The organism is Actinomadura chokoriensis, assembly GCF_041463665.1.
Taxonomy (GTDB): Bacteria; Actinomycetota; Actinomycetes; order Streptosporangiales; family Streptosporangiaceae; genus Spirillospora; species Spirillospora chokoriensis_A.
In genome coordinates, this window is sequence record NZ_JAXCEJ010000008.1 from 98,946 (window position 1) to 119,320 (window position 20,375).

General features: G+C 73.4%; 18 protein-coding genes. 13 read left to right on the top strand and 5 right to left on the bottom strand.

The window, feature by feature from the left end; genetic code table 11:
• The first annotated feature begins 11 nt into the window (after positions 1 to 11).
• On the top strand, positions 12 to 2,027 hold the full coding sequence (gene malQ / locus SM418_RS15495) for a 4-alpha-glucanotransferase (RefSeq protein ID WP_371941415.1): 2,016 nt from the start codon (positions 12 to 14) through the stop codon (positions 2,025 to 2,027).
• Here the strand turns inward: malQ and SM418_RS15500 are convergent, their stop codons facing one another.
• Together SM418_RS15500 and pepN are read right to left on the bottom strand one after the other, a co-directional pair.
• Positions 2,028 to 3,095, bottom strand: coding sequence for a hypothetical protein (locus SM418_RS15500; RefSeq protein WP_371941413.1), 1,068 nt, complete (start codon positions 3,093 to 3,095; stop codon positions 2,028 to 2,030).
• Between the two features lie 90 nt (positions 3,096 to 3,185).
• The gene (gene pepN / locus SM418_RS15505) at positions 3,186 to 5,720 is read right to left on the bottom strand and encodes an aminopeptidase N (RefSeq protein WP_371941412.1); all 2,535 of its coding nucleotides are present in this window, start codon (positions 5,718 to 5,720) and stop codon (positions 3,186 to 3,188) included.
• 180 nt (positions 5,721 to 5,900) lie between these two features.
• On the opposite strand from pepN, the gene SM418_RS15510 reads away from it, so the two are divergent.
• From SM418_RS15510 to SM418_RS15545, 8 genes are all read left to right on the top strand, one after another.
• Entirely contained in the window at positions 5,901 to 6,515 is a 615-nt protein-coding gene (locus SM418_RS15510) for a mycothiol-dependent nitroreductase Rv2466c family protein (RefSeq protein WP_371941411.1), read from the top strand.
• Between the two features lie 226 nt (positions 6,516 to 6,741).
• A complete protein-coding gene (locus SM418_RS15515) occupies positions 6,742 to 7,458 on the top strand; it encodes an energy-coupling factor ABC transporter permease (protein ID WP_371941410.1) in 717 nt (238 codons plus the stop codon).
• An 11-nt stretch (positions 7,459 to 7,469) separates the two neighbouring features.
• Positions 7,470 to 7,859: a PDGLE domain-containing protein gene (locus SM418_RS15520; RefSeq protein ID WP_371941409.1), complete on the top strand. Its 390-nt coding sequence runs from the start codon at positions 7,470 to 7,472 to the stop codon at positions 7,857 to 7,859.
• Positions 7,859 to 8,623 (top strand): cobalt ECF transporter T component CbiQ, encoded by a 765-nt coding sequence (gene cbiQ / locus SM418_RS15525; RefSeq protein ID WP_371941407.1) that lies wholly within the window; start codon positions 7,859 to 7,861, stop codon positions 8,621 to 8,623. The genes SM418_RS15520 and cbiQ overlap by 1 nt, the downstream gene beginning before the upstream one ends.
• Positions 8,608 to 9,396, top strand: a complete 789-nt coding sequence (locus SM418_RS15530) for an energy-coupling factor ABC transporter ATP-binding protein (RefSeq protein ID WP_371941405.1) — start codon at positions 8,608 to 8,610, stop codon at positions 9,394 to 9,396. Before cbiQ ends, SM418_RS15530 begins: the two co-directional genes overlap by 16 nt.
• A gap of 263 nt (positions 9,397 to 9,659) precedes the next feature.
• Positions 9,660 to 10,619: an ATP-binding protein gene (locus SM418_RS15535; protein ID WP_371941403.1), complete on the top strand. Its 960-nt coding sequence runs from the start codon at positions 9,660 to 9,662 to the stop codon at positions 10,617 to 10,619.
• Between the two features lie 45 nt (positions 10,620 to 10,664).
• Entirely contained in the window at positions 10,665 to 11,630 is a 966-nt protein-coding gene (locus SM418_RS15540) for a hypothetical protein (protein ID WP_371941401.1), read from the top strand.
• 54 nt (positions 11,631 to 11,684) lie between these two features.
• On the top strand, positions 11,685 to 12,161 hold the full coding sequence (locus SM418_RS15545; protein ID WP_371941399.1) for a ribose-5-phosphate isomerase: 477 nt from the start codon (positions 11,685 to 11,687) through the stop codon (positions 12,159 to 12,161).
• Positions 12,162 to 12,173: 12 nt separating this feature from the next.
• Here the strand turns inward: SM418_RS15545 and SM418_RS15550 are convergent, their stop codons facing one another.
• Entirely contained in the window at positions 12,174 to 12,392 is a 219-nt protein-coding gene (locus SM418_RS15550; protein WP_371941397.1) for a hypothetical protein, read from the bottom strand.
• 162 nt (positions 12,393 to 12,554) lie between these two features.
• Between SM418_RS15550 and SM418_RS15555 the strand changes: the two genes are divergently transcribed.
• Positions 12,555 to 13,673, top strand: coding sequence for a PP2C family protein-serine/threonine phosphatase (locus SM418_RS15555; protein WP_371941395.1), 1,119 nt, complete (start codon positions 12,555 to 12,557; stop codon positions 13,671 to 13,673).
• A 13-nt stretch (positions 13,674 to 13,686) separates the two neighbouring features.
• On the opposite strand, the gene SM418_RS15560 is transcribed toward SM418_RS15555, so the two are convergent.
• A complete protein-coding gene (locus SM418_RS15560) occupies positions 13,687 to 14,910 on the bottom strand; it encodes a serine/threonine-protein kinase (RefSeq protein WP_371941393.1) in 1,224 nt (407 codons plus the stop codon).
• A 396-nt stretch (positions 14,911 to 15,306) separates the two neighbouring features.
• Between SM418_RS15560 and SM418_RS15565 the strand changes: the two genes are divergently transcribed.
• Positions 15,307 to 16,653 (top strand): sensor histidine kinase, encoded by a 1,347-nt coding sequence (locus SM418_RS15565; RefSeq protein ID WP_371941391.1) that lies wholly within the window; start codon positions 15,307 to 15,309, stop codon positions 16,651 to 16,653.
• 60 nt (positions 16,654 to 16,713) lie between these two features.
• Here the strand turns inward: SM418_RS15565 and SM418_RS15570 are convergent, their stop codons facing one another.
• A complete protein-coding gene (locus SM418_RS15570; RefSeq protein WP_371941389.1) occupies positions 16,714 to 18,144 on the bottom strand; it encodes an amidase in 1,431 nt (476 codons plus the stop codon).
• A 113-nt stretch (positions 18,145 to 18,257) separates the two neighbouring features.
• Between SM418_RS15570 and SM418_RS15575 the strand changes: the two genes are divergently transcribed.
• A complete protein-coding gene (locus tag SM418_RS15575; protein WP_371941387.1) occupies positions 18,258 to 19,745 on the top strand; it encodes a carboxyl transferase domain-containing protein in 1,488 nt (495 codons plus the stop codon).
• Positions 19,746 to 19,756: 11 nt separating this feature from the next.
• Positions 19,757 to 20,374 (top strand): class I SAM-dependent DNA methyltransferase, encoded by a 618-nt coding sequence (locus SM418_RS15580; protein WP_371941385.1) that lies wholly within the window; start codon positions 19,757 to 19,759, stop codon positions 20,372 to 20,374.
• Position 20,375: the final 1 nt, after the last annotated feature.

Sequence of the window (20,375 nt, forward strand, 5' to 3'; positions counted from 1 at the left end):
ATGGTGCAGGCGTGGGCGACGACGAACTGATCAGGCTGGCCGGGCGGCACGGGGTCGCGACCCGATACACCGACTGGCGCGGCCGTGAGGCGGCGGTCTCGCCGGACACGCTCGTCGCGGTGCTGACGGCGCTCGGAGTCGACGCCTCGTCCCCGAGCGCCGTCCTGGCGGAGCTGGAACGCGCCCGGGAGCCCGAGCGCACGCTGCCGCCGGTCGTCATCGTCCGGCACGGCGACGACCCGCCGGCCTTCCCGGGGTCGAGCGTCGAGCTGGCGACCGGCGAGACCGTCCCGGCGACGGCGGAGCTTCCGCTCGGCTGGCACCGGCTGCGGGCCGGGCCGGAGAGCGCGCCGCTGCTGGTCGCGCCGCGCAGGCTGCGCACGCCGGAGCGGCTGTGGGGGTTCACCGTCCAGCTGTACTCGGTGCGGTCCCGCGCGTCCTGGGGGATCGGCGACCTGCGCGACCTGGCCGGTCTCGCCGCCTGGAGCGCCCGCGAGCTGGGTGCCGGCTTCACGCTGATCAACCCGCTGCACGCGGCCGAGCCCGTCCCGCCGGTCGGGCCGTCCCCGTACTCGCCGATGAGCCGCCGCTTCGCCGCCCCGATCTACCTGCGCGTCGAGGACCTCCCCGAGTACGCGGCGCTGCCGCCGGGGGACCGCGAGCGCCTCGCCGCCCTCGCCGAGCCGCTGCGCATCCCCGGCGGCGCCATCGACCGGGACGCGGTCTGGACGGCCAAGCTCCAGGCCCTGCGCCCCCTTCACCGCCTCCCGCGCGGCACCGAGGCGCAGCGCGACTACGACGCGTTCCGGGCACGCGAAGGGGAGGCGCTCACCGCGTTCGCGACCTGGTGCGCGCTCACCGAGGAGCACGGCCCGGACTGGCGGCGCTGGCCGGCGGAACTCCACGACGCCGGGAGCCGCGCCGTCGCGGACGAGGCCGCCCGCCTCGCCGGGCGCGTCGACTTCCACGCCTGGCTGCAGTGGCGCCTGGACGGCCAGTTGACGGCCGCCCAGCGCGCGGCCCGCGACGCCGGGATGCCGGTCGGGATCGTCCACGACCTGGCGGTCGGGGTCGCGCACGGCAGCGCCGACGCCTGGATCTACCGGGACCTGTTCGCGCCCGGCATGAGCGTCGGGGCGCCGCCGGACGAGTTCAACCAGCGCGGCCAGGACTGGGGCCAGCCGCCCTGGCACCCGCACCGCCTCGCCGGCGCCGCCTACGTCCCGTTCCGGGAGATGCTGGCCACCGCGTTCCGGCACGGCGGCGGGCTGCGCCTCGACCACGCCATGCAGGTGTCGCGCCTGTGGTGGGTCCCCGAGGGCGGGTCACCAGCCGACGGAACCTACGTCCGGTACGACCGTGACGCGCTCCTCGGCTGCCTCGCCTGGGAGGCCGAACGCGTCGGCGCCGTCGTGGTCGGCGAGGACCTCGGCACGGTCGAACCCGAGTTCCGGGACGGCCTGGCCGCCCGCGGAATCCTCGGCACGTCCCTCCTGTGGTTCGAACGCGGCGCCGGGGGACGTCCCAAGCCCCCGGCCCAGTGGCGCGGACTCTCCCTGGCCACGGTCGGCACGCACGACATGCCGCCGATCACCGGTTTCGTCCACGGCGACCACATCGCACTCCGCGACCGGCTGGACCTGCTGACCCGTCCTCGCGCCGACGAGGAGGCCGATCACCGCCGCCAGCTGAACGACTGGCTGGTTCTCCTGCACGAGGAAGACCTGCTGCCCGCCTCGCCGGCCGAGGTCATGAAGGCCCTGGCCGAAGGCTCCACCGCCTACGACGAGCAGATCGTGGCCGCCCTGCACGCCTTTCTGGACCGCACCCCGGCCCGGCTCACCGGTATCTCCCTGGCCGACGCCGTGGGCGAACGCCGCACCCAGAACCAGCCGGGTACCGTCGACGAGTACCCCAACTGGCGGGTCCCCCTGGCGGACTCCGACGGCATGCCCGTCCTTCTCGACGAGCTCCCTGCCATCGTCGACCGCCACGCCGTCCTGCGGCAGCGCTCCCGCCCGTCCTGATCAGGCGAGCGATGACGTGATGCGCTCGGTCACGGCGTGCAGCAGGGTGTCGGGACGCAGGTCGGCGGCCGCGACCGCCGAGAACAGGGCGGGCAGGCCCCGGAGCGGGTAGGAGTCGTCGGCGTCCGCCAGGGCCTTCTTGCCCAGCGGATGGTGGGAGAGCGACCTGCGGGCGCGCGTCCAGGCCGTCTGCACCTCTTCCGGCGACGGGACACCGAAACCGTGGCCGACCGGAGCCGCGTGGCGGAGCTTGACGAGGGCGCCGTCGGTGAAGTCGGCGGCGAGCCTGCACCGCTCGACGAGGTCGGCGCGGACCAGGTCGTCCAGCCGCGTCATGACGGTGCAGGGCGTCCGGCAGCGGGCGGCGCAGTCGCCGAGGGCGGAGGCGACCTGGCTGTGCTGCCGGTCGAGGTAGGCGCGCCAGCCGGGCCCCGGCTCCCTCGCGACGCGGAGGGTCCGCTCGCAGGCGGAACGCTCCGGACGCGTGTGGTCGCACATCCGGGCCGTCCCCGGCTCGACGGGCACCCCGAACCGGCTGCCCTCGCCGCTCACCGAGGCGGCGATGAGGGCGGGGTCGCCGGCGTGGCCGAGGACGGGCTCCCAGGCCAGCATCGGCAGGTACTCGCTCGCGATGTGCACGGCCGCGACCAGCGCCGCCATGTCGCGCCGGTACCAGCGGATCGCGATGACCTCCAGCAGGAGGGAGTAGGCGGGGCGCAGGCTGGCGAGGGCGCCGCGCGGACGCTCCCGGGGCGTCTGCGGCATCCGGCTGGCGCGGGCGCGGTCCAGGAGGTCGCGGGGGACCTCGCCGACGGCCTCGGGCATGCCGAAGTCCTCGGCGTCCAGGTCGAGGACGCGCTGCCCGAACGCGCACAGCGCCGCGACCGCCGTCGAGCGGCCGTCCGCGGCCGGCGCGCCCTGCGTGATCGGACCGCCCTGTGCGATCGGACCGCCCTGCGTGATCGGACCGCTCTGTTCGATCAGCGTGCCCTGGGCGATCAGCGCCTCCAGGTCACCGAACGCGTACCGCCGCGCGAGTGCCGCCAGCACGTCTCCGGCCGTCTCCATACCGCCCCCTCCCCGTGACCATGCAACGATCGCACGGTCACGGGGCGAATGGACAGCGCGGGGCAAATGGACACTGCGGGCCGGGCGCCGTCAGGAGGACGCGGCGTCCTTCGCGCGGGCGCGCAGCGCGCGGGCGACGCCGTCGCGTCCCTCCGACAGCAGCCGGGCGAGGGCGGCCGGCGGGTTCTGCTCGGCGATGTAGGCCTCGGTGCGGTCGATCGTGGACTGCTCGATCACGAGGAACGGGTAGGCGCCCTCGGCGAACGTCTGCGACATGTCGCTCGTCCACTCCTTCCAGATGCGCCCCACCTCGGCGAAGTACCGGTCGACGTAGGGGAGCAGCAGTTCGGCCTGGTCGGGTTCGACGAAGCCGCCCAGCGTCGACCGGTAGACGGCGTTCGGCAGCTCGCCGGACACGATCCGCTCCCACGCGGCGGCCTTCGCGGCCGCGGTCGGGATCGCGGCCTTGCAGGCGGCCGCGTGCCGCTCGCCGGCGGCGGTGCGGTCCCGCTCGTGCTCGGCGTCGATCTTCGCCTCGCCCGCCTTGCCGGTGATGACGAGGCGGCGCAGCAGCGCCCAGCGCAGGTCGGTGTCGACGGTGAGGCCGTCGAGCGTCTGCGAGCCGTCCAGCAGGCCCTGGACGAACGCCTGGTGCTCTTCGGACACGGCCGACGCGGTGAACGCCTGCGTGTAGGCGAGCTGGAGGTCCGAGCCCGCCTCGGCCTCGCGCGCCAGTTCCGACAGCGTGTCGGCGAGCAGGGCGAGGCCCTGCTTGCGCCAGGCCGGGTCCGCGTACTGCTGGACGGCGGTGCGCGCCTGCCGCAGCAGCGTCTGCGTGACCGAGATGTCGGTGACGCCGCGGATGCCCTTCGCGACCAGCCGGACGTAGTCGCGGGTGGCCATCTCGGCGTCGCGCGTCATGTCCCACGCCGCCGACCAGCACAGCGCGCGCGGCAGGCTGTCCTTGATGTCGCCGATGTGCTCGATCAGCGTCTTCTGCGAGTGCTCGTCCAGCCGGATCTTGGCGTAGGTGAGGTCGTCGTCGTTGACGAGGACGAGGTCGGGCCGCTTCTGTCCGACGAGCTGCGGAACCTCGGTCCTCGCGCCGACGACGTCCAGCTCGACCCGCTCGCGCCGGACGAGCCCTTCCGCCGTCAGGTCGTAGAGCCCGATCGCGAGGCGATGCGAACGCAGCGTCGGGTAGTCGGCCTTGGCCTCCTGCAAGACGGCGAACGACGTGAAGTCGCCGTCGCCGTCGACCTCGTACTCGGGCCGCATCGTGTTGACGCCGGCCGTCTCCAGCCACTCCTTCGACCACGACCCGAGGTCGCGGCCGGACCTCTCCTCCAGCGCGCCCAGCAGGTCCGTCAGGACGGTGTTGCCCCACGCGTGCCGGTCGAAGTAGCGCCGCACGCCCTCCAGGAAGTTGTCGAGGCCGACATAGGCCACGAGCTGCTTCAGGACGGACGCGCCCTTGGCGTAGGTGATCCCGTCGAAGTTCACCTCGACGGCGCGGATGTCGGGGATGTCGGCGGCGATCGGGTGCGTGGACGGCAGCTGGTCCTGCCGGTACGCCCAGGCCTTCTCCAGGTTCGCGAACGTCGTCCACGAGCCCTTCCACTTCGTCGCCTCGGCCTGGCACAGGACGCTCATGTAGGTGGCGAACGACTCGTTCAGCCACAGGTCGTCCCACCAGCGCATGGTGACGAGGTCGCCGAACCACATGTGCGCCATCTCGTGCAGGATCGTCTCGGCGCGCCGCTCGTAGGCGGCGTCGGTGACCCGCGACCGGAAGACGTAGTCCTCCAGGAAGGTGACGGCGCCGGCGTTCTCCATCGCGCCGGCGTTGAACTCGGGGACGAACAGCTGGTCGTACTTGGTGAACGGGTACGGGCGGCCGAAGACCTTCTCGAAGTAGGCGAAGCCCTGGCGGGTCACGTCCACGATCGCGGCGGCGTCGAGGTGGTCGGCCAGCGACGCCCGGCAGTACACCCCGAGCGGGACGACGGTGCCGTCGTCGCGGCGGTACTCGTCCCGGACGACGTGGTATGGCCCGGCGATGAGCGCGGTGATGTAGGTGGAGATCTGCGGCGTCGGCAGGAACGTCCAGGTTCCGCCCCCGGCGGACTCGGCCGGCTCGTTGGTGACGACCTCCCAGTTCTCCGGCGCCTTGACCGTCAGCTCGAAGACGGCCTTCAGGTCGGGCTGGTCGAAGCAGGTGTACATGCGGTGCGCGTCGGCGGTCTCGAACTGCGTGTAGAGGTAGATGCTGTCGTCCACGGGGTCCACGAACCGGTGCAGGCCCTCACCCGACCGTGAGTACTCGCAGTCGGCCACGACGCGGAGCTCGTTCTCCGCCGCGAGGCCGGGCAGCGGGACGCGCCCCTTCTCGGCGTCGTAGGACGAGGGGTCGAGCGCCCTCCCGTTCAGCGTCACCTCCCGCACGACGGCGCCGTGCAGGTCGATGAACGTGTCCGCACCCGCCTGGGCACTGCCGAACCTGACGATCGTGGTGGACCCGAAACGCTCCACGCCGGTGGTGAGGTCCAGCTCGACCGTGTACGACTCGACGGTGAGCAGCCGGGCCCGTTCCCGCGCCTCGTCGCGCGTGAGGTTGCCTGCCACATGTACTCCTTGGTCGGCCTATTCGTTTGGTGAAGTCATGTCTACCAACCGGACGGCGTCCCGGTACGTCCGCCACGGCCTAAGCATGGGCTTAGGCGGCCCCGCGTTCCGGGAATCGGGACGGGGGTGTCCTGGTTGTCGCACTACGCATGCCTGTTTTCCACGCTCTAGGAGGCGACGTTGACTGAGAACGCACCCACGCCGGTGGACTTTTGGTTCGACCCACTGTGCCCCTGGGCGTGGATAACGTCCCGCTGGATCCTGGAAGTGGAGAAGCTGCGCCCGATCGAGGTGCGCTGGCACGTGATGAGCCTCGCCGTCCTCAACGCGGACAAGGACATCCCGGAGGACTACCGGAAGATGCTCGCCGAAGCCTGGGGGCCGGTGCGCGTGTGCATCGCCGCCGAGCAGAAGTACGGGCCCGAGGTGCTCGGACGGCTCTACACCGAGCTCGGCACCCGCCGCCACCACGAGAGGCAGAAGTTCGACCGCGCCTACTACGAGGCGGCGCTGACCGCGGCCGGGCTGGACCCGGCGCTCGCGGCCGCGGCCGACTCCACCGACTACGACGAGGCCGTGCGGGTCTCCCACAAGGACGGCATCGACCGCGTCGGCCAGGAGGTCGGCACCCCGGTCATCGAGGTCGAGGGCAGTGCCTTCTTCGGCCCCGTCGTCTCCCCGATCCCGCGCGGCGAAGCGGCCGCCAAGCTCTGGGACGGCGTTGTCGCGGTCGCGAGCACCGACGGTTTCTTCGAGCTCAAGCGCACCAGGACCCGCGACCCGATCTTCGACTGAGCCCGAGCCCGCGGCCGCCCGGCTCGGGCTCGGCGAACTCGCTCGCGAGTCGGCCGGGCCGCGCCTCGGGTGCGGGAGAGCACGGGCGGCTACGGGTGATCGAAGGGTGACGATCGGTGTGCTCGCCCGTGAGTCACATATGACTTGCTATTGCGAGCATGTTGCAATTACGGGGTATGTGCCGCCAAACTGGTCTCGCTGACCAAGCAGGCAGGATGGTGAGGACGTGCACGTACCGGATGGTTTCATCGACGCCCCGGTGTCCGTCGCGGCCGGTGCGGTCGCGGTGGCCGGGGTCGCGGTCGCGCTGCGGGGAGCCCGGCGGGAACTGGACGACCGCACCGCGCCGCTCGCCGGGCTGACCGCCGCGTTCGTGTTCGCCGCGCAGATGCTCAACTTCCCGGTCGCGTCCGGGACGAGCGGGCACCTGCTCGGCGGGACGCTCGCGGCCATCCTCGTCGGGCCGTACACGGGCATCCTGTGCGTGTCCGTCGTCCTGCTCATGCAGGCGCTCCTGTTCGCGGACGGCGGCCTGACCGCGCTCGGCGTCAACATCACCACGATGGCTCTCGTCACGGTCGTCGTGGGTTACGGGCTGTTCCGGCTGCTGCTGCGGGTGCTGCCCAAGAGCAGGGCATCGGTTTCCGGGGCGTCGTTCGTCGCCGCCGTCGTGTCGGTGCCCGCCGCTGCCCTCGCGTTCACGGCCGTCTACGCGCTGGGCGGCACGGCGGACGTGTCGATCGGCAAAGTCGCCACCGCGATGATCGGTGTCCACGTGCTGATCGGGATCGGTGAGGCGCTGATCACCGCCGTGACCGTTTCGAGCGTCCTCGCCGTCCGTCCCGACCTCGTGCACGGGGCGCGCGGGCTGATGCAGCCGCTGAAGCTGCGCACCGCCGCCGAGCAGAGGTCGGACGGCCCGGTCGAGCCGTCCCGCGCCTGAGAGGAATCCACATGAACACCAAGCGTTTCTTCGCCGGGTTCCTGCTCGTCTCGCTCGTCCTCGCCGGGATCGTCAGCTACTACGCGTCCGGCCACCCCGACGGGCTGGAGAAGGTCGCCGAGGACAAGGGCATCAGCGCCAAGGAGAAGGACCACTCGCTCAAGGACTCCCCGTTCGGCGACTACGGGGTCAAGGGCGTCGACAACGCCCGGCTGTCGGGCGGGCTGTCCGGGGTCGTCGGCGTCGGCCTCGTGCTGCTCGTCGGCGGCGGGCTGTTCTGGGCCGTCCGGCGGCGCGGCCCCGAGCCCGGGACCGAGTCGGAGTCCGGGTCCGGGTCCGGCTCCGGGCAGGCTCCCGGGCAGGACGAGAAGGCGCCGTCCGAGCCGGCGCGGAAGGGCTGATGGGCGCGGGGCACGCGCACCGGCTCTACGTGCCGGGCGCGTCGCCGGTGCACCGGCTGCCGCCGCAGTGCAAGCTCGTCGCCGTTCTGGCGTTCGTGCTGCTCGTCGTCGCCACGCCGCGCGAGCGGATCTGGGCGTTCGGCGTGTACGCGCTGCTGCTCGCGGCCGTCACGGCCGCCGCCCGGATCCCGTTCCGGACGGTGGCGCGGCGGATCGTCATCGAGGTGCCGTTCGTCGCGTTCGCGTTCCTCATGCCGTTCGTCGCCGAGGGCGAGAAGATCACCGTGCTGGGGCTGCGGCTGAGCGAGAGCGGGCTGTGGGGCGCCTGGAACGTCCTCGCCAAGGGCACCCTCGGCGTCGTCGCGTCGATCCTGCTGGCCGCGACGACCGAGCCGCGGCTGCTGCTGCTCGGCATCGAGCGGCTGCGGATGCCGTCGCTCATCACGCAGATCGCCACGTTCATGCTGCGCTACGGGGACGTCGTCACGGCGGAGCTCGGACGGATGAAGGTGGCGCGCGCGTCCCGCGGCTTCGAGGCGCGTGACATCCGTGCGACGAGCGTGCTCGCCAAGTCGGTCGGCGCGCTGTTCCTGCGCTCCTACGAGCGCGGTGAGCGCGTCCACCTGGCGATGGTGAGCCGCGGATACGACGGCCGGATGCCCGTGATGCACGACGTGGGCGCGACGGGCGCGCAGTGGACGACGGCCGCCGTCCTGCCCCTGACCGCCGCCCTGGTAACCCTGGTCGCATGGATGACGTCATGATCGTGGAAGAGCCGTCCCCGGAAGTCCGGTCCCTGGACGTGCAGGGCCTCGCCTACGCCTATCCGGACGGCACGCAGGCCCTCTTCGGCGTCGACCTGGCGATCGGGCGCGGCGAGCGGGTCGCGCTGCTCGGGCCGAACGGCGCCGGGAAGACGACGCTCGTCCTGCACCTGAACGGCATCTTGCACGGCGGCATGGGCGAGGTCAGGGTCGGCGGCCTCGCGGTCGATCCGAAGGACAAGAAGGCGCTGCGGGAGATCCGCCGCCGCGTCGGCATCGTCTTCCAGGACCCCGACGACCAGCTGTTCATGCCGACCGTCCGCGAGGACGTCGCGTTCGGGCCCGCCAACCTCGGCCTGCGCGGCGCCGAGCTGGACCGCCGGGTCAGGGACGCGCTGGCCCGCGTCGGCATGCTGGACGTCGCCGACCGCCCGCCGCAGCACCTCAGCTTCGGGCAGCGCCGCCGCGTCGCCGTCGCCACCGTCCTCGCGATGGAGCCGGAGATCCTCGTGCTGGACGAGCCGTCCTCCAACCTGGATCCGGCGAGCCGCCGCGAGCTGGCCGAGATCCTGCGCAGCCTGGACGTGACGGTCCTGATGGTCACGCACGATCTCCCGTACGCGGCGGAGCTGTGCCCGCGCTCGGTGATCCTTTCCGGCGGCGTCGTCACGGCGGACCGTCCCACCCGCGACCTCCTCCTGGACGCCGGTCTGCTGGCCGCCCACCGCCTGGAGCTCCCGTTCGGGTTCGACCCGGCCGCCGCGGTCCGCTGACGACCTGATCCGCCTCATCGCGGTCCGGACCTCGCGGTCCGGACCTCGCGGTCCGGACCTCGCGGTTCGGTGAGTCGTGGTCCGGAGCTCGCGGTCCGGTGAGTCGTGGTCCGGAGCTCGCGGTCCGGTGAGTCGTGGTCCGGAGCTCGCGGTTCGGTGAGTCGCGGCGTCTTCGGCCGTTCCGCTTGCCTCGCCGTCCGCCCTTCGCAAGACTCGGATGTCTCGACACTGGTAACGGTTTTCATCTCCGAAATGAGGCATTCGTGAAGGTTGCGTTCGTCGGGAAGGGCGGCAGCGGCAAGACCACCCTGTCGTCGCTGTTCGTCCGGCACCTGGCCGGGCGCGGGCTGCCGGTGGTGGCCATCGACGCCGACATCAACCAGCACCTCGGCGTCGCGCTCGGCCTGGACGAGGCCCGCGCCGCCAAGCTCCCCGCGCTGGGCGACCGGCTCACCGAGATCAAGGAGCACCTGCGCGGCGACAACCCGCGGGTCTCCTCCGCGTCCGCCATGGTCAAGACCACCCCGCCCGGGGCGGGCTCGCGGCTGCTGCGGTTCCGCGGCGACGACCCGTTCCACGAAGCCGGCCAGGAGGTCGACGGCGTCACGCTCCTCGCCACCGGCCCGTTCAACGACGACGACCTCGGCGTGGCCTGCTACCACTCCAAGACCGGCGCGGTGGAGCTCTACCTCAACCACCTCGTGGACGGTCCGGGGGAGTACGTCGTCGTCGACATGACCGCGGGCGCCGACACGTTCGCCTCCGGGCTGTTCACGCGGTTCGACCTGATGTTCCTGGTCGCCGAGCCCACCCGCAAGGGCGTCGGCGTCTACCGGCAGTACACCGAGTACGCGCGCGACTACGACGTCGCGATCCGGGTCGTCGGCAACAAGGTCCAGTGCGAGGAGGACGTCGCCTACCTGCGCGAGCACGTCGGCGACGACCTGCTGACGTGGCTCGGCCAGTCCGCCGCCGTCCGGGCGCTGGAGCAGGGCCGGCACGGCGTCGCGCTGGAGGACGGCAACACCGCCGCGCTCGACCGCATGCGCGCCGAGGTCGACGCGCGCGTCAAGGACTGGGACAAGTTCCAGCGCCAGGCCGTCGAGTTCCACGTGAAGAACGCGCGGAGCTGGGCCAGCCGCGCGGCCGGGGAGGACCTGGAAACGCAGGTCGACCCGGACTTCCGCTTCCCGGCCGCCGCCGGCCCCGCCTACGCGGGGTGATACCGGGCCTACCGGAGGGCAGTGATCCCCACTACTCTGCCCGCCATGACGATGCGGCGGATGCTGGTCATGGCGGGCGGCGCGGTCGTTCCGATCGCCCTCATCTCGATCCTCTTCGGCAACCAGTGGGTCGTCGAGGCGATCAACGACACGGGGATCCGCTACGACGAGGGGATCGCGCCGCCGCTGTGGTGGGCGCTGTTCCCGAGGTGGGGGCTGACCGGCCCCCCGTGGAAGATCGTCGTCGCGATGGACCTCAGCACCGTGCTGTTCTTCGTCCTGCTGATCCTGCTCGCACTGGCGGGCGCCCGCGCCGTCGACCCGAACCGCGGCGCGCTCGGCGCCATGGCGACCGGCTGGTGGGCCACGACGGTCGCGGGCGGCGTCGCGGGCTTCATCCAGGGCGTCCTGTTCAGCTGGGCATTCGACCTGTCCAGTGACCGCGGCCCCAACGTCTTCAACTCGGTCTCCCACGGGGCGTCCTTCGGCTTCGCCTACGGCTGGCTCGCCGGTCTCGGCATGCTGCTCGGCTACCTCCTGAGCCGTTCCCGTGGCGCGGTCGCGCAGCAGCCAGGGCAGTACGCGCCGCAGCGGCCCGGGATGCCGATGCAGCAGCCGCCCTACGGGCAGCCGATGGCCCAGCAGCCGATGCAGCAGCAGGCCGTCCCGTACGTTCCGCCGCAGGGCCAGCCGCAGCAGGCCTGGGGCGCCATGCCCCAGCAGCCCGTCCAGCAACCCATGCCGCAGCAGCCCGTTCAGCAGCCGTACCCGCAGCCGCAGGCCGCGCCGCAGCAGTTCGGCGCGGCGCCGGTGCCGCAGCAGCCGCCCGTCCCGCAGCAGCCGTCCGCCCCGGCGCCCGAGCAGGTCCCCGAGCAGACCCCCGAGCAGGCCCCCCGGGCGCCGGCCAAGGCCGAGGGAGACGCGGACAAGGGCGACACATCCGAGGCCGACGATCTCGACCTCGACGGCCGGACGGTCATCGACCGCAAGCGGAACGGCGAGGACGCCTGACTCCTGACCTGACCCGCGCGCGCACAACGCCCACCGGCCTGCGAGAATTCGTCCATGCGCGTTTTTCTTGGATCCGACCACGCCGGCTTCGAGCTGAAGGAGCACCTGGTCTCCTGGCTGAAGGAGAACGGGCACGAGGCCGTCGACTGCGGCGCGTTCGTCTATGACGCCGTGGACGACTACCCGCCGTTCGTCCTGCGGGCCGCCCAGCGGACGGCCGCTGAGCCGGGAACGCTCGGTGTGGTGATCGGAGGCTCCGGCAACGGCGAGGCGATCGCGGCCAACAAGGTCAAGGGCGTGCGGGCCGCGCTGGTGTGGAACGACGACATCGCGAAGCTCGCCCGCGAGCACAACGACGCCAACGTCATCGCGCTCGGCGCCCGCCAGCACGACCTGGCCACCGCGACCCGGTTCCTCGAACTGTTCATCGACACGCCCTACTCCAAGGAGCCGCGCCACACCCGCCGGATCAGGATGCTCGGCGCCTACGAGCGCACCGGCGAGCTTCCCCCGCTGCCGCGCGAGAGCTGACCGCGGGCCGGATCAGAGGCCGTTCTCCGGGGGTTTGCGGGCGGCGGCGCCGCGCTTGCCCTGGCGGCGCCGTTCGTTCTTGGCGGCCTTCGTCCGCTTCGCGGGCTCGGCGGTCTTGCCGGGGCCGGGGCCGGAGGCGGCCGGCGGTTCCGCGCCGTCGGGCCTGGGGCGGGAGACGTCCCGCGCACGCATCGCCGCATCCACCGTGATCCGCATGCCGGGCTGGACCATGCGCCGTCTCCTCTCGCCGGAACACCGATCTCACCAGAACACCATGTGTCCTATCGGTGATAGATACATGCCCATATAAAACGGAGCTGGACCGTTGCAACGGGTCATGGCTGGCGCGGATACCGACCGCCCGGGGTCATTGCTCGATACAGTGCCGGAGTCATGCTTCAACGACTGGTGCAGCTCCTTCCGCCGCGGGTGCGTGCCGTGCTGCGCCGGATTCCGCTGCTCGTGGCGCTGTACCGGTGGGCCAGGCAGGGGAAGCTGACCCGGGAGCGGTACGTCTTCGCGGCCCTCGCGATCCTCGCGATCGCGATCGGGCTCGCGACCGGCGGCGACTCGCGCGGCCTGGCCCCGTCCGGCGCGCTGGTCCTGATCGTGCTCGGCGGCGGGCTGCTGCTGAGGGTGCGCAGCCTGGTCGCGCTGCTCGGCGTCGTGGTCGTGATGGTGGCCTACAACGCCTGGCAGGACGTGGCCGCCATCGGCCCCGGCATGATCGCCACGCTGATGATCACGGCGGTGCTCGCGCTCACCCTGGCCCGGACGCGCCAGCAGCTCGGCGTGCAGGGCCTGCGCGGCGACTCGATGCTGCTGGAGCTGCGCGACCGGCTGCGCCGGCAGGGCGAGATGCCAGAACTGCCGGACGGCTGGGCCTCGCAGGTCGTGATGCTCCAGGCGGGCGGGTCGTCGTTCGGCGGCGACTTCGTGGTCTCGTCCTGCGCGGGCGACGTGCTGGAGGTGGCGCTCGTCGACGTCTCCGGAAAGGGCACCGACGCCGGAACCCGGGCGTTGATGCTGTCGGGCGCGTTCGGTGGCCTGCTTGGATCGATCCAGTCCGACCGCTTCCTGCCCGCCTGCAACGACTACCTCCAGCGCCAGCGCTGGGACGAGGGGTTCGTCACGGCCGTGCACGTCGTCGTCGACCTGAAGACGGGGGAGTACACGGTCGAGTCGGCGGGGCATCCGCCGGCGGTGCAGTTCGACGCGGGCAGCGGCGCCTGGCGGGTCAGCTCCGCCAAGGGCGTGGTGCTGGGCGTGGTGCCCGACCTGAACTGCGTCCCCGAGCGGGGGACGCTGCGGCCCGGCGACGCGCTGCTCCTCTACACCGACGGGCTGGTGGAGTCTCCCGGCAGCGACCTGGACGCCGGGATCGACCGGCTGCTCGGCGAGGCGGAGCGGCTCGTCCCGCAGGGCTTCGGGCACGGCGCGCGGGAACTGGTCGAGACGATGGCGGCGGCCCGCGACGACGACTGCGCCCTCGTGCTGATCTGGCGCATCTGACCGGGCGGCCGATTCAGCCGCGCTTGCGGCCGCCCTTGTGCTCGCCGTGCTTCTGCTTCTGCTTGTGCTTCGACTTCTGCGGCTTCGCCTGCGGCCGCTTGAGCGCACCCGGCTTGACGACGCTCGCCCGCTTGGCCGGCGTCGCCGACGCCTGCGGCGTCCACGGGAGGGGCGCGGACGGCGGGTCGGTCCTGTCCTGCGCGAGCCCGGCGATGATCGCGCCGATCAGGATCGTGCCGGCGGCGGCGACGCCCGCGAGCAGCCGGGTCCGGGTGGAGGACACGGCGCCGGCCATGCCGAGCGGTGTGAACGCCCTGGTGTCGGCCCCCGTCCGGTCGGCCGGACCCGCCGGGACGGACGGCGCCGGGACGCTGGGGATCCGCCGGGTCCGCGGCACCGGGCCCGCCCCGGGCCGTTCGCCGACGTAGGGCGGCGGCTGCTCGACCAGGGAGAGCAGGAGGCTGGAGGCGGTGGGCCGGTCGGCCGGGTCGGGCGAGAGCGCGGCCCGGACAGCGGAGACGAGCGACTCCGGCAGCCCGGACAGATCGGCGTCCCCGGTGCGCAGCGTCGCGGGGTCGCCGCCGATCGGCATCTGGCCCGTCCCGGCGTGGGCGATGAGGCAGCCCCAGGCGAAGATGTCGGCGGCCGGGGTCGCGGGGCCGCCGACGAGCACCTCCGGGGCCATCCAGCCGGGCGTGCCGAGCACTTTGCCGGACATCTCGACCGTGTCCGGGGAGTCCTGGCCGCTGGCGATGCCGAAGTCGATCACCCGGCAGCCGGACAGCGTCAGCATCACGTTGGCGGGCTTGAGGTCGCGGTGCACGAGCCCCGCCGCGTGGATCGCGGCGAGCGCGGACGCGACGCCGACGGCGACGCCGTGCAGGTCGGCGGGCGGCAGCGGACCCTCGCCGACCAGCCGGTCGTGCAGCGAGATGCCGCCGACGTACTCGGTGACGAGGTAGGGGCGGCCGTTCTCCTCGCCGTGCGCGAGGACCCGCGCGGTGCAGAACGACGCGACCCGGCTCGCGAGGTACGCCTCGTCCCTGAACCGGCGGCGGTAGACGGGGTCGCCCGCCAGGTGCGGGTGGATCGTCTTCACCGCGACGCGCCCGCCGGACACCGGGTCGGCGCCGAGGTAGACCGTTCCCATGCCGCCCGATCCGAGCCGGCCCAGCAGCATGTGCCCGGCGACCTGGCGCGGGTCGGCCGCATTGAGCGGCCTGATGTCTCCGTCCATGCGGTGTTCTGGCCCCCCTCGCGTATCTCCTGCCCGTCCATCCCCGTTTGGCGGCAGATTATGACCGGTTCCCGAAGGAAGTACGGAAACGCGATCGTCACGTCGATGTAGCACGGCGTGCACCGAAGGGGGGCAGAGTGGGGACCAGTTCGGCAGTACGACCCGGCCCCCCGCGATCCTCCTCGGCGCACGGGCCACGGGCGACTGGCGGCACCGAGGGCGGTGCCCGCGCGGACGGCTCCCCAGGGGTGGGAGGCGCCGTACGCGCGGGTGCCGGTCCCGCCCGCGGCGAGGTTTCGCAAGGTCAACGACCAGGTAGGACCTCTTTTGCGTCAACCCCCCGGCGTGTGCGTGCCGGAAAGGGGGAGGGGCGGCGGGTTGCGGATCTTCGGGGGCTTGCTGTCGCCGTCGGGCTGGTCGGTGCGGACCCGCGTGACCGCCGCCGCGACCCTGCTGGTCGGCCTGCTCCTCACCGTCGGCATCGTGCTCTTCTACCAGGCCATCCGGAAGACCGTGTACGAGGGACTGCGGAACCAGGGCGCCCTCGTCATCGCCGACCTGGCCACGTTCGTCCGCGAGACCGACCCGCACGGGACGCTGAGCGTCGAGGACCCCGACTTCACCCTGCTCCAGGTCGTCGACGCGCAGGGCGACGTGGTCGCGTCGAGCGAGTCCCTGCACGGACGCGGCCCGCTGGACGTCCCGCAGCCGCGGACGGTGGGCCGTCCGGCGTACCGCACCGTCAACGTGCCGGGCAAGGCCCGGGTCTACGTCGTCTCGGAGAAGGTGCTGACGCGCGACGGCGCGCGGATCGTGCACGCCGGTGCGCCGATCAAGGGGTTCACGCAGTACCGGGGCCCGTTCATCGGGCTGCTCGTGATGCTGGCGATCATCGCGACGGCCGCGGTCGGCTGGATCGTGTCGCTGTCGGTGCGGCGGGCGCTGCGGCCGGTGCGGATGATGAGCGCGGAGCTGGCGCAGATCACCGGCGGCGAGTCCGACCGCCGGGTCACCGTCCCGGGCACCGGCGACGAGGTGTCGCAGCTGGCCGAGTCGGTGAACGTGACGCTGAACCGGCTGGCGGGCGTCATGTCCCGGCAGCGCGCCTTCGTCGCGGAGGTCTCGCACGAGCTGCGCAGCCCGCTGACCGGGTTGCGCGCCCAGCTCGAGGTGGCGCTCGAGCGTCCGGAGGACGAGGACTGGCCGGAGGTCGCGCGGGCGGCGCTCGGGGACGCCGACCGGCTGCAGGGTATCGTCAGCGATCTGCTCATCCTGGCGCGCCTCGGCGCCGGCGTGCACGTCGAGCGGGAGCGCGTCGACCTCGGTGAGCTGGTGCGCGCGGAGACGGGCCGGCGGAGGCGGCGCGTCCCCGTCGACATCGACGCCGCGACGGGCGTCATGGTGTGGGCCACCCCGCAGCACATCGTGCGGGTGCTGACGAACCTGATGGACAACGCCGAGCGGCACGCCGAGTCGCGGATCTGGGTGAGTGTGGCGGCGGACGGGCCGGAGGCCGTCCTGGAGGTCCGCGACGACGGCTCGGGCATCGCGCCCGAGGACCGGGAGCGGGTCTTCTGGCGGTTCCAGCGGCTCCCCGAGGGGCGGGCGCGGGAGGCCTCCGGCAGCGGTCTCGGCCTGACGATCTCCCGCGACATCGCCCGCGCGCACGGCGGGACGCTCGTCGCCGCGGACAGCGACCGGGGCGCCCGGTTCGTCATGCGCATCCCGCTCGACAGGCAGTAGGCCCTAGGGCAGGCAGTAGGCCGTACGGCAGGAGATAGGCCCTACGGCAGGCGGCAGGCCTTATGGCGAGGCCGGCGGTGGGCGCCGCGCCGCGTGCCCCGTCGCCCGCTCGAACGCGTGGCCGATCTGCAGGACGGCCAGGTCCGCGTGGTGGGGGCCGACGATCTGCAGCCCGACCGGCAGCCCGCCGCGCCCGCCCGCGGTGAACCCGGCGGGCACCGACAGCGCCGGGCACCCGGTCGCCGAGACGAGGAAGCAGGAGCGCATCCACTCCAGGTAGTCGGGCATGGGCTGCCCCGCGACCTCCGCCGGGTACTCCAGCGCGGCGTCGAACGGCGGAACCTGGCTGACCGGCAGGAGCAGCGCGTCGTAGCGCTCGAAGAACTCCCGCACGCGGTGGAACAGGACGGTGTGCAGGGTCTCGGCGCGTCCGAGGTCGGCGCCGGTGAGGGCGCGCCCGGCCTCGATGTTCTCCGCCAGCGACGGTTTGAAGTCGGCGCGGCGCCGGTCCAGGAGGGGGCGCAGCATGATGTCCCAGTGCCAGGCCCGCAGCGTGCGGAACACCTCGTCGGCACCGGACAGGTCGGGGCACGCCTCCTCGACCGCGCAGCCCAGCTCCTCGAACACCTTGACGGCGGGTTCGAGGACGCCGGTGACGGCCGGGTCGACGGGGACCGTCCCGCCGAGGTCGGGGGACCAGGCGACGCGGAGCCCGGCGAGATCCCGGTCGAGCGGCCCGGCGAACGCCGAGCCGGGCGTGTCCAGCGCGATGGGGCTGCGCGGGTCGGGGCCGGCGAGCACCGACAGCAGCAGCGCCACGTCCGCGACCTCGCGCGCCATCGGACCCTGCACGCCCAGGGTCGACCAGCCCGCCGGCACCGGCCAGGACGGCACCCGCCCCGGCGAGGGGCGGAACCCGACGACGTTGCAGAACGACGCGGGGTTGCGCAGCGAGCCGCCCATGTCGCCGCCGTCCGCGAGGGGGTGCATCCCGCACGCCAGCGCAGCCGCCGCGCCGCCGCTGCTGCCGCCCGCCGACCGGGACGGGTCGTAGGGGTTGCGGGTCAGGCCGAAGACCGGGTTGAAGGTGTGCGACCCGGCGGCGAACTCCGGCACGTTCGTCTTGCCGAGCGTGATGACGCCGGCGGCGCGCATCCGTTCGATGACCAGCTCGTCCTCGTCCGGGACGTGGCCGGCGAAGATCGGCGACCCGGACGTGGTGCGGATCCCGGCGGTGGCGTGGGTGTCCTTGTGGGCGACCGGCAGGCCGTGCAGCGGGCCCGGCCGCTCCCCGGCGGCGAGCCGCTCGTCGGCGTCGCGCGCCTGCTCCAGCGCCCGCTCCGCGACCAGCGTGACGATGGCGTTGACCTGCGGGTTCGTGCGCTCGATCTGGTCGAGATGCGCCCGCACGACCTCGCGCGCCGACAGCTCGCGGGCGCGGATCCGGCGCGCCAGGTCACGGGCGGACGCGAAGCAGATGTCCTCGGACACGTGCCCTCCTCTTCTGCCGGGCCTTCTGCCGGGTCACCCCCAGTGTCCACCCCCGGATGCCAGGCGGCCCGGTCTTGAGGTCATCATGCTGGGAGGACGGCGGAAGGGGCGGCGTGGCTGAACGGGTCGGGGCGCGCGGGCTGCTGCGCCGCGTGCTGGACGACGGTGCCTGGACATCCTGGGACGAACCGCCCACCGGGCAGCCTCCCCCCGCCTCTCCCTACGGCCGGGCCCTGGCCGCCGCCCGGGAGCGCAGCGGCTGCGACGAGGCCGTCCTCACGGGGGAGGGCCTGCTGCGGGGCCGCCGCGTCGCGTTCGTCGTGTCGGAGTTCCGCTTCCTCGCCGGCTCGATCGGCCTCGCCACCGCCGACCGCATCGTCGCGGCGGTCGAGCGCGCCACCGCCGAGCGTCTGCCGCTGCTCGCCGCGCCGTCCTCGGGCGGCACCCGCATGCAGGAGGGGACGTCCGCGTTCGTGCAGATGGCCCGGATCACGGCGGCCGTCACGGCGCACCGCGCCGCCGGGCTGCCCTACCTCGTCCACCTGCGGCATCCCACGACCGGCGGGGTGTTCGCCTCCTGGGGGTCGCTCGGCCACGTGACGGCGGCCGAGCCGGGCGCGCTGATCGGCTTCCTCGGCCCGCGCGTGTACGAGGGCCTGCACGGGGAGCCGTTCCCGCCCGGCGTCCAGGTCGCCGAGAACCTCGCGGCGAAGGGCCTGCTGGACGCCGTGGTCGGCATCGACGATCTCGCCGAGGTGGCGTCGCGGGCCCTGACCGTCCTGTGCGGGCGCCCGCCCTCGGCTCCGGCGGACCCGCCGTCCGAGGGCGCGCCGCCCGGCGGGACGACGGGGGAGTCGACGGCGTGGGAGTCGATCGAACGCTCCCGCCGCCCCGACCGTCCGGGCGTCCGGGAACTGCTCCGGCACGGCGCGGCCGACGTCACCCTGCTGTCGGGCACCGGGCAGGGGGAGGCCGACCCGGGCCTCGTGCTCGCCCTGGCCCGCTTCGGCGCGGCGCCCTGCGTCCTGGTCGGCCAGGACCGCGGCAGCCAGCGCACCGGCCACCCGCTCGGTCCGGCCGGTCTGCGGGTCGCGCGGCGCGGGATGCGGCTCGCCGCCCAGCTCGGGCTTCCGCTGGTCACCGTGGTCGACACTCCCGGCGCCGTCCTGTCGGCGGAGGCGGAGGAGGGCGGCCTGGCCGGCGAGATCGCCCGCTGCCTCGCCGACCTGATCACGCTGCCCGCGCCGACGCTCTGCCTGCTCCTCGGCGAGGGCACCGGCGGCGCGGCGCTGGCGCTGCTGCCCGCCGACCGGGTGCTGGCGGCCCGGCACGCCTGGCTGTCGCCGCTCCCGCCGGAGGGGGCCTCGGTGATCGTCCACCGGACGCCGGCGCGGGCGGACGAGATGGCGGCCTCCCAGGGCGTCCGGTCGGCGGACCTGATCCGCGACGGCATCGCGGACGCGCTGGTCGACGAGCGCCCGGACGCCGCCGACGAGCCCGGGGCGTTCTGCCGCCGGGCCGCCGCCGCGATCGAGGCCGGGCTGTCGGGCCTCCTGCCGGGCGGACCGTCCGCGCGGCAGGCCCGGTACCGCGTCCGCTAGCGTCGGCCCCCATGACCGAAACCGCCACACGAGACGCCTATGACGCCGTCGCCGTCCTGTACGCCGACACCTTCCGCGACGCCCTCGACGACATGCCCCTCGACCGCGCGCTGATCAGCGCGTTCGCGGACCTCGTCCGGGGCCGGGGACCCGTCGTCGACATCGGCTGCGGCCCCGGCCGCGTGACGGCGTTCCTGCACTCCCTGGGCGTGGACGCCGCCGGCATCGACCTGTCGCCCGCGATGATCGCCCAGGCCCGCGCGGAGCACCCGCACCTGCGCTTCGACGAGGGGACGATGACCTCGCTCGCGCTCCCCGACGGCGGCCTGGCCGGCGCCCTCGCCTACTACTCGATCATCCACCTGGACCCGGCGGACCTCCCCGGCGTCTTCGCCGAGTTCCACCGCGTCCTGGCGCCCGGGGGCCACCTGCTCGTGGCGTTCCAGTCCGGAGACGTGGACGAACCGGAGGCCTTCGACCACAAGGTCATCCGCGCCCACCGCTGGCCGGTCGGCCGCGTCGCCGCCATCGCGGAGCGGGCGGGGCTGGCCGAGGTCGCCCGCATGCTGCGCCGCCGGGACGAGAACGAGCGCTTCCCGGCCGGCCTCCTGCTGCTCCGCAAGGAATAGC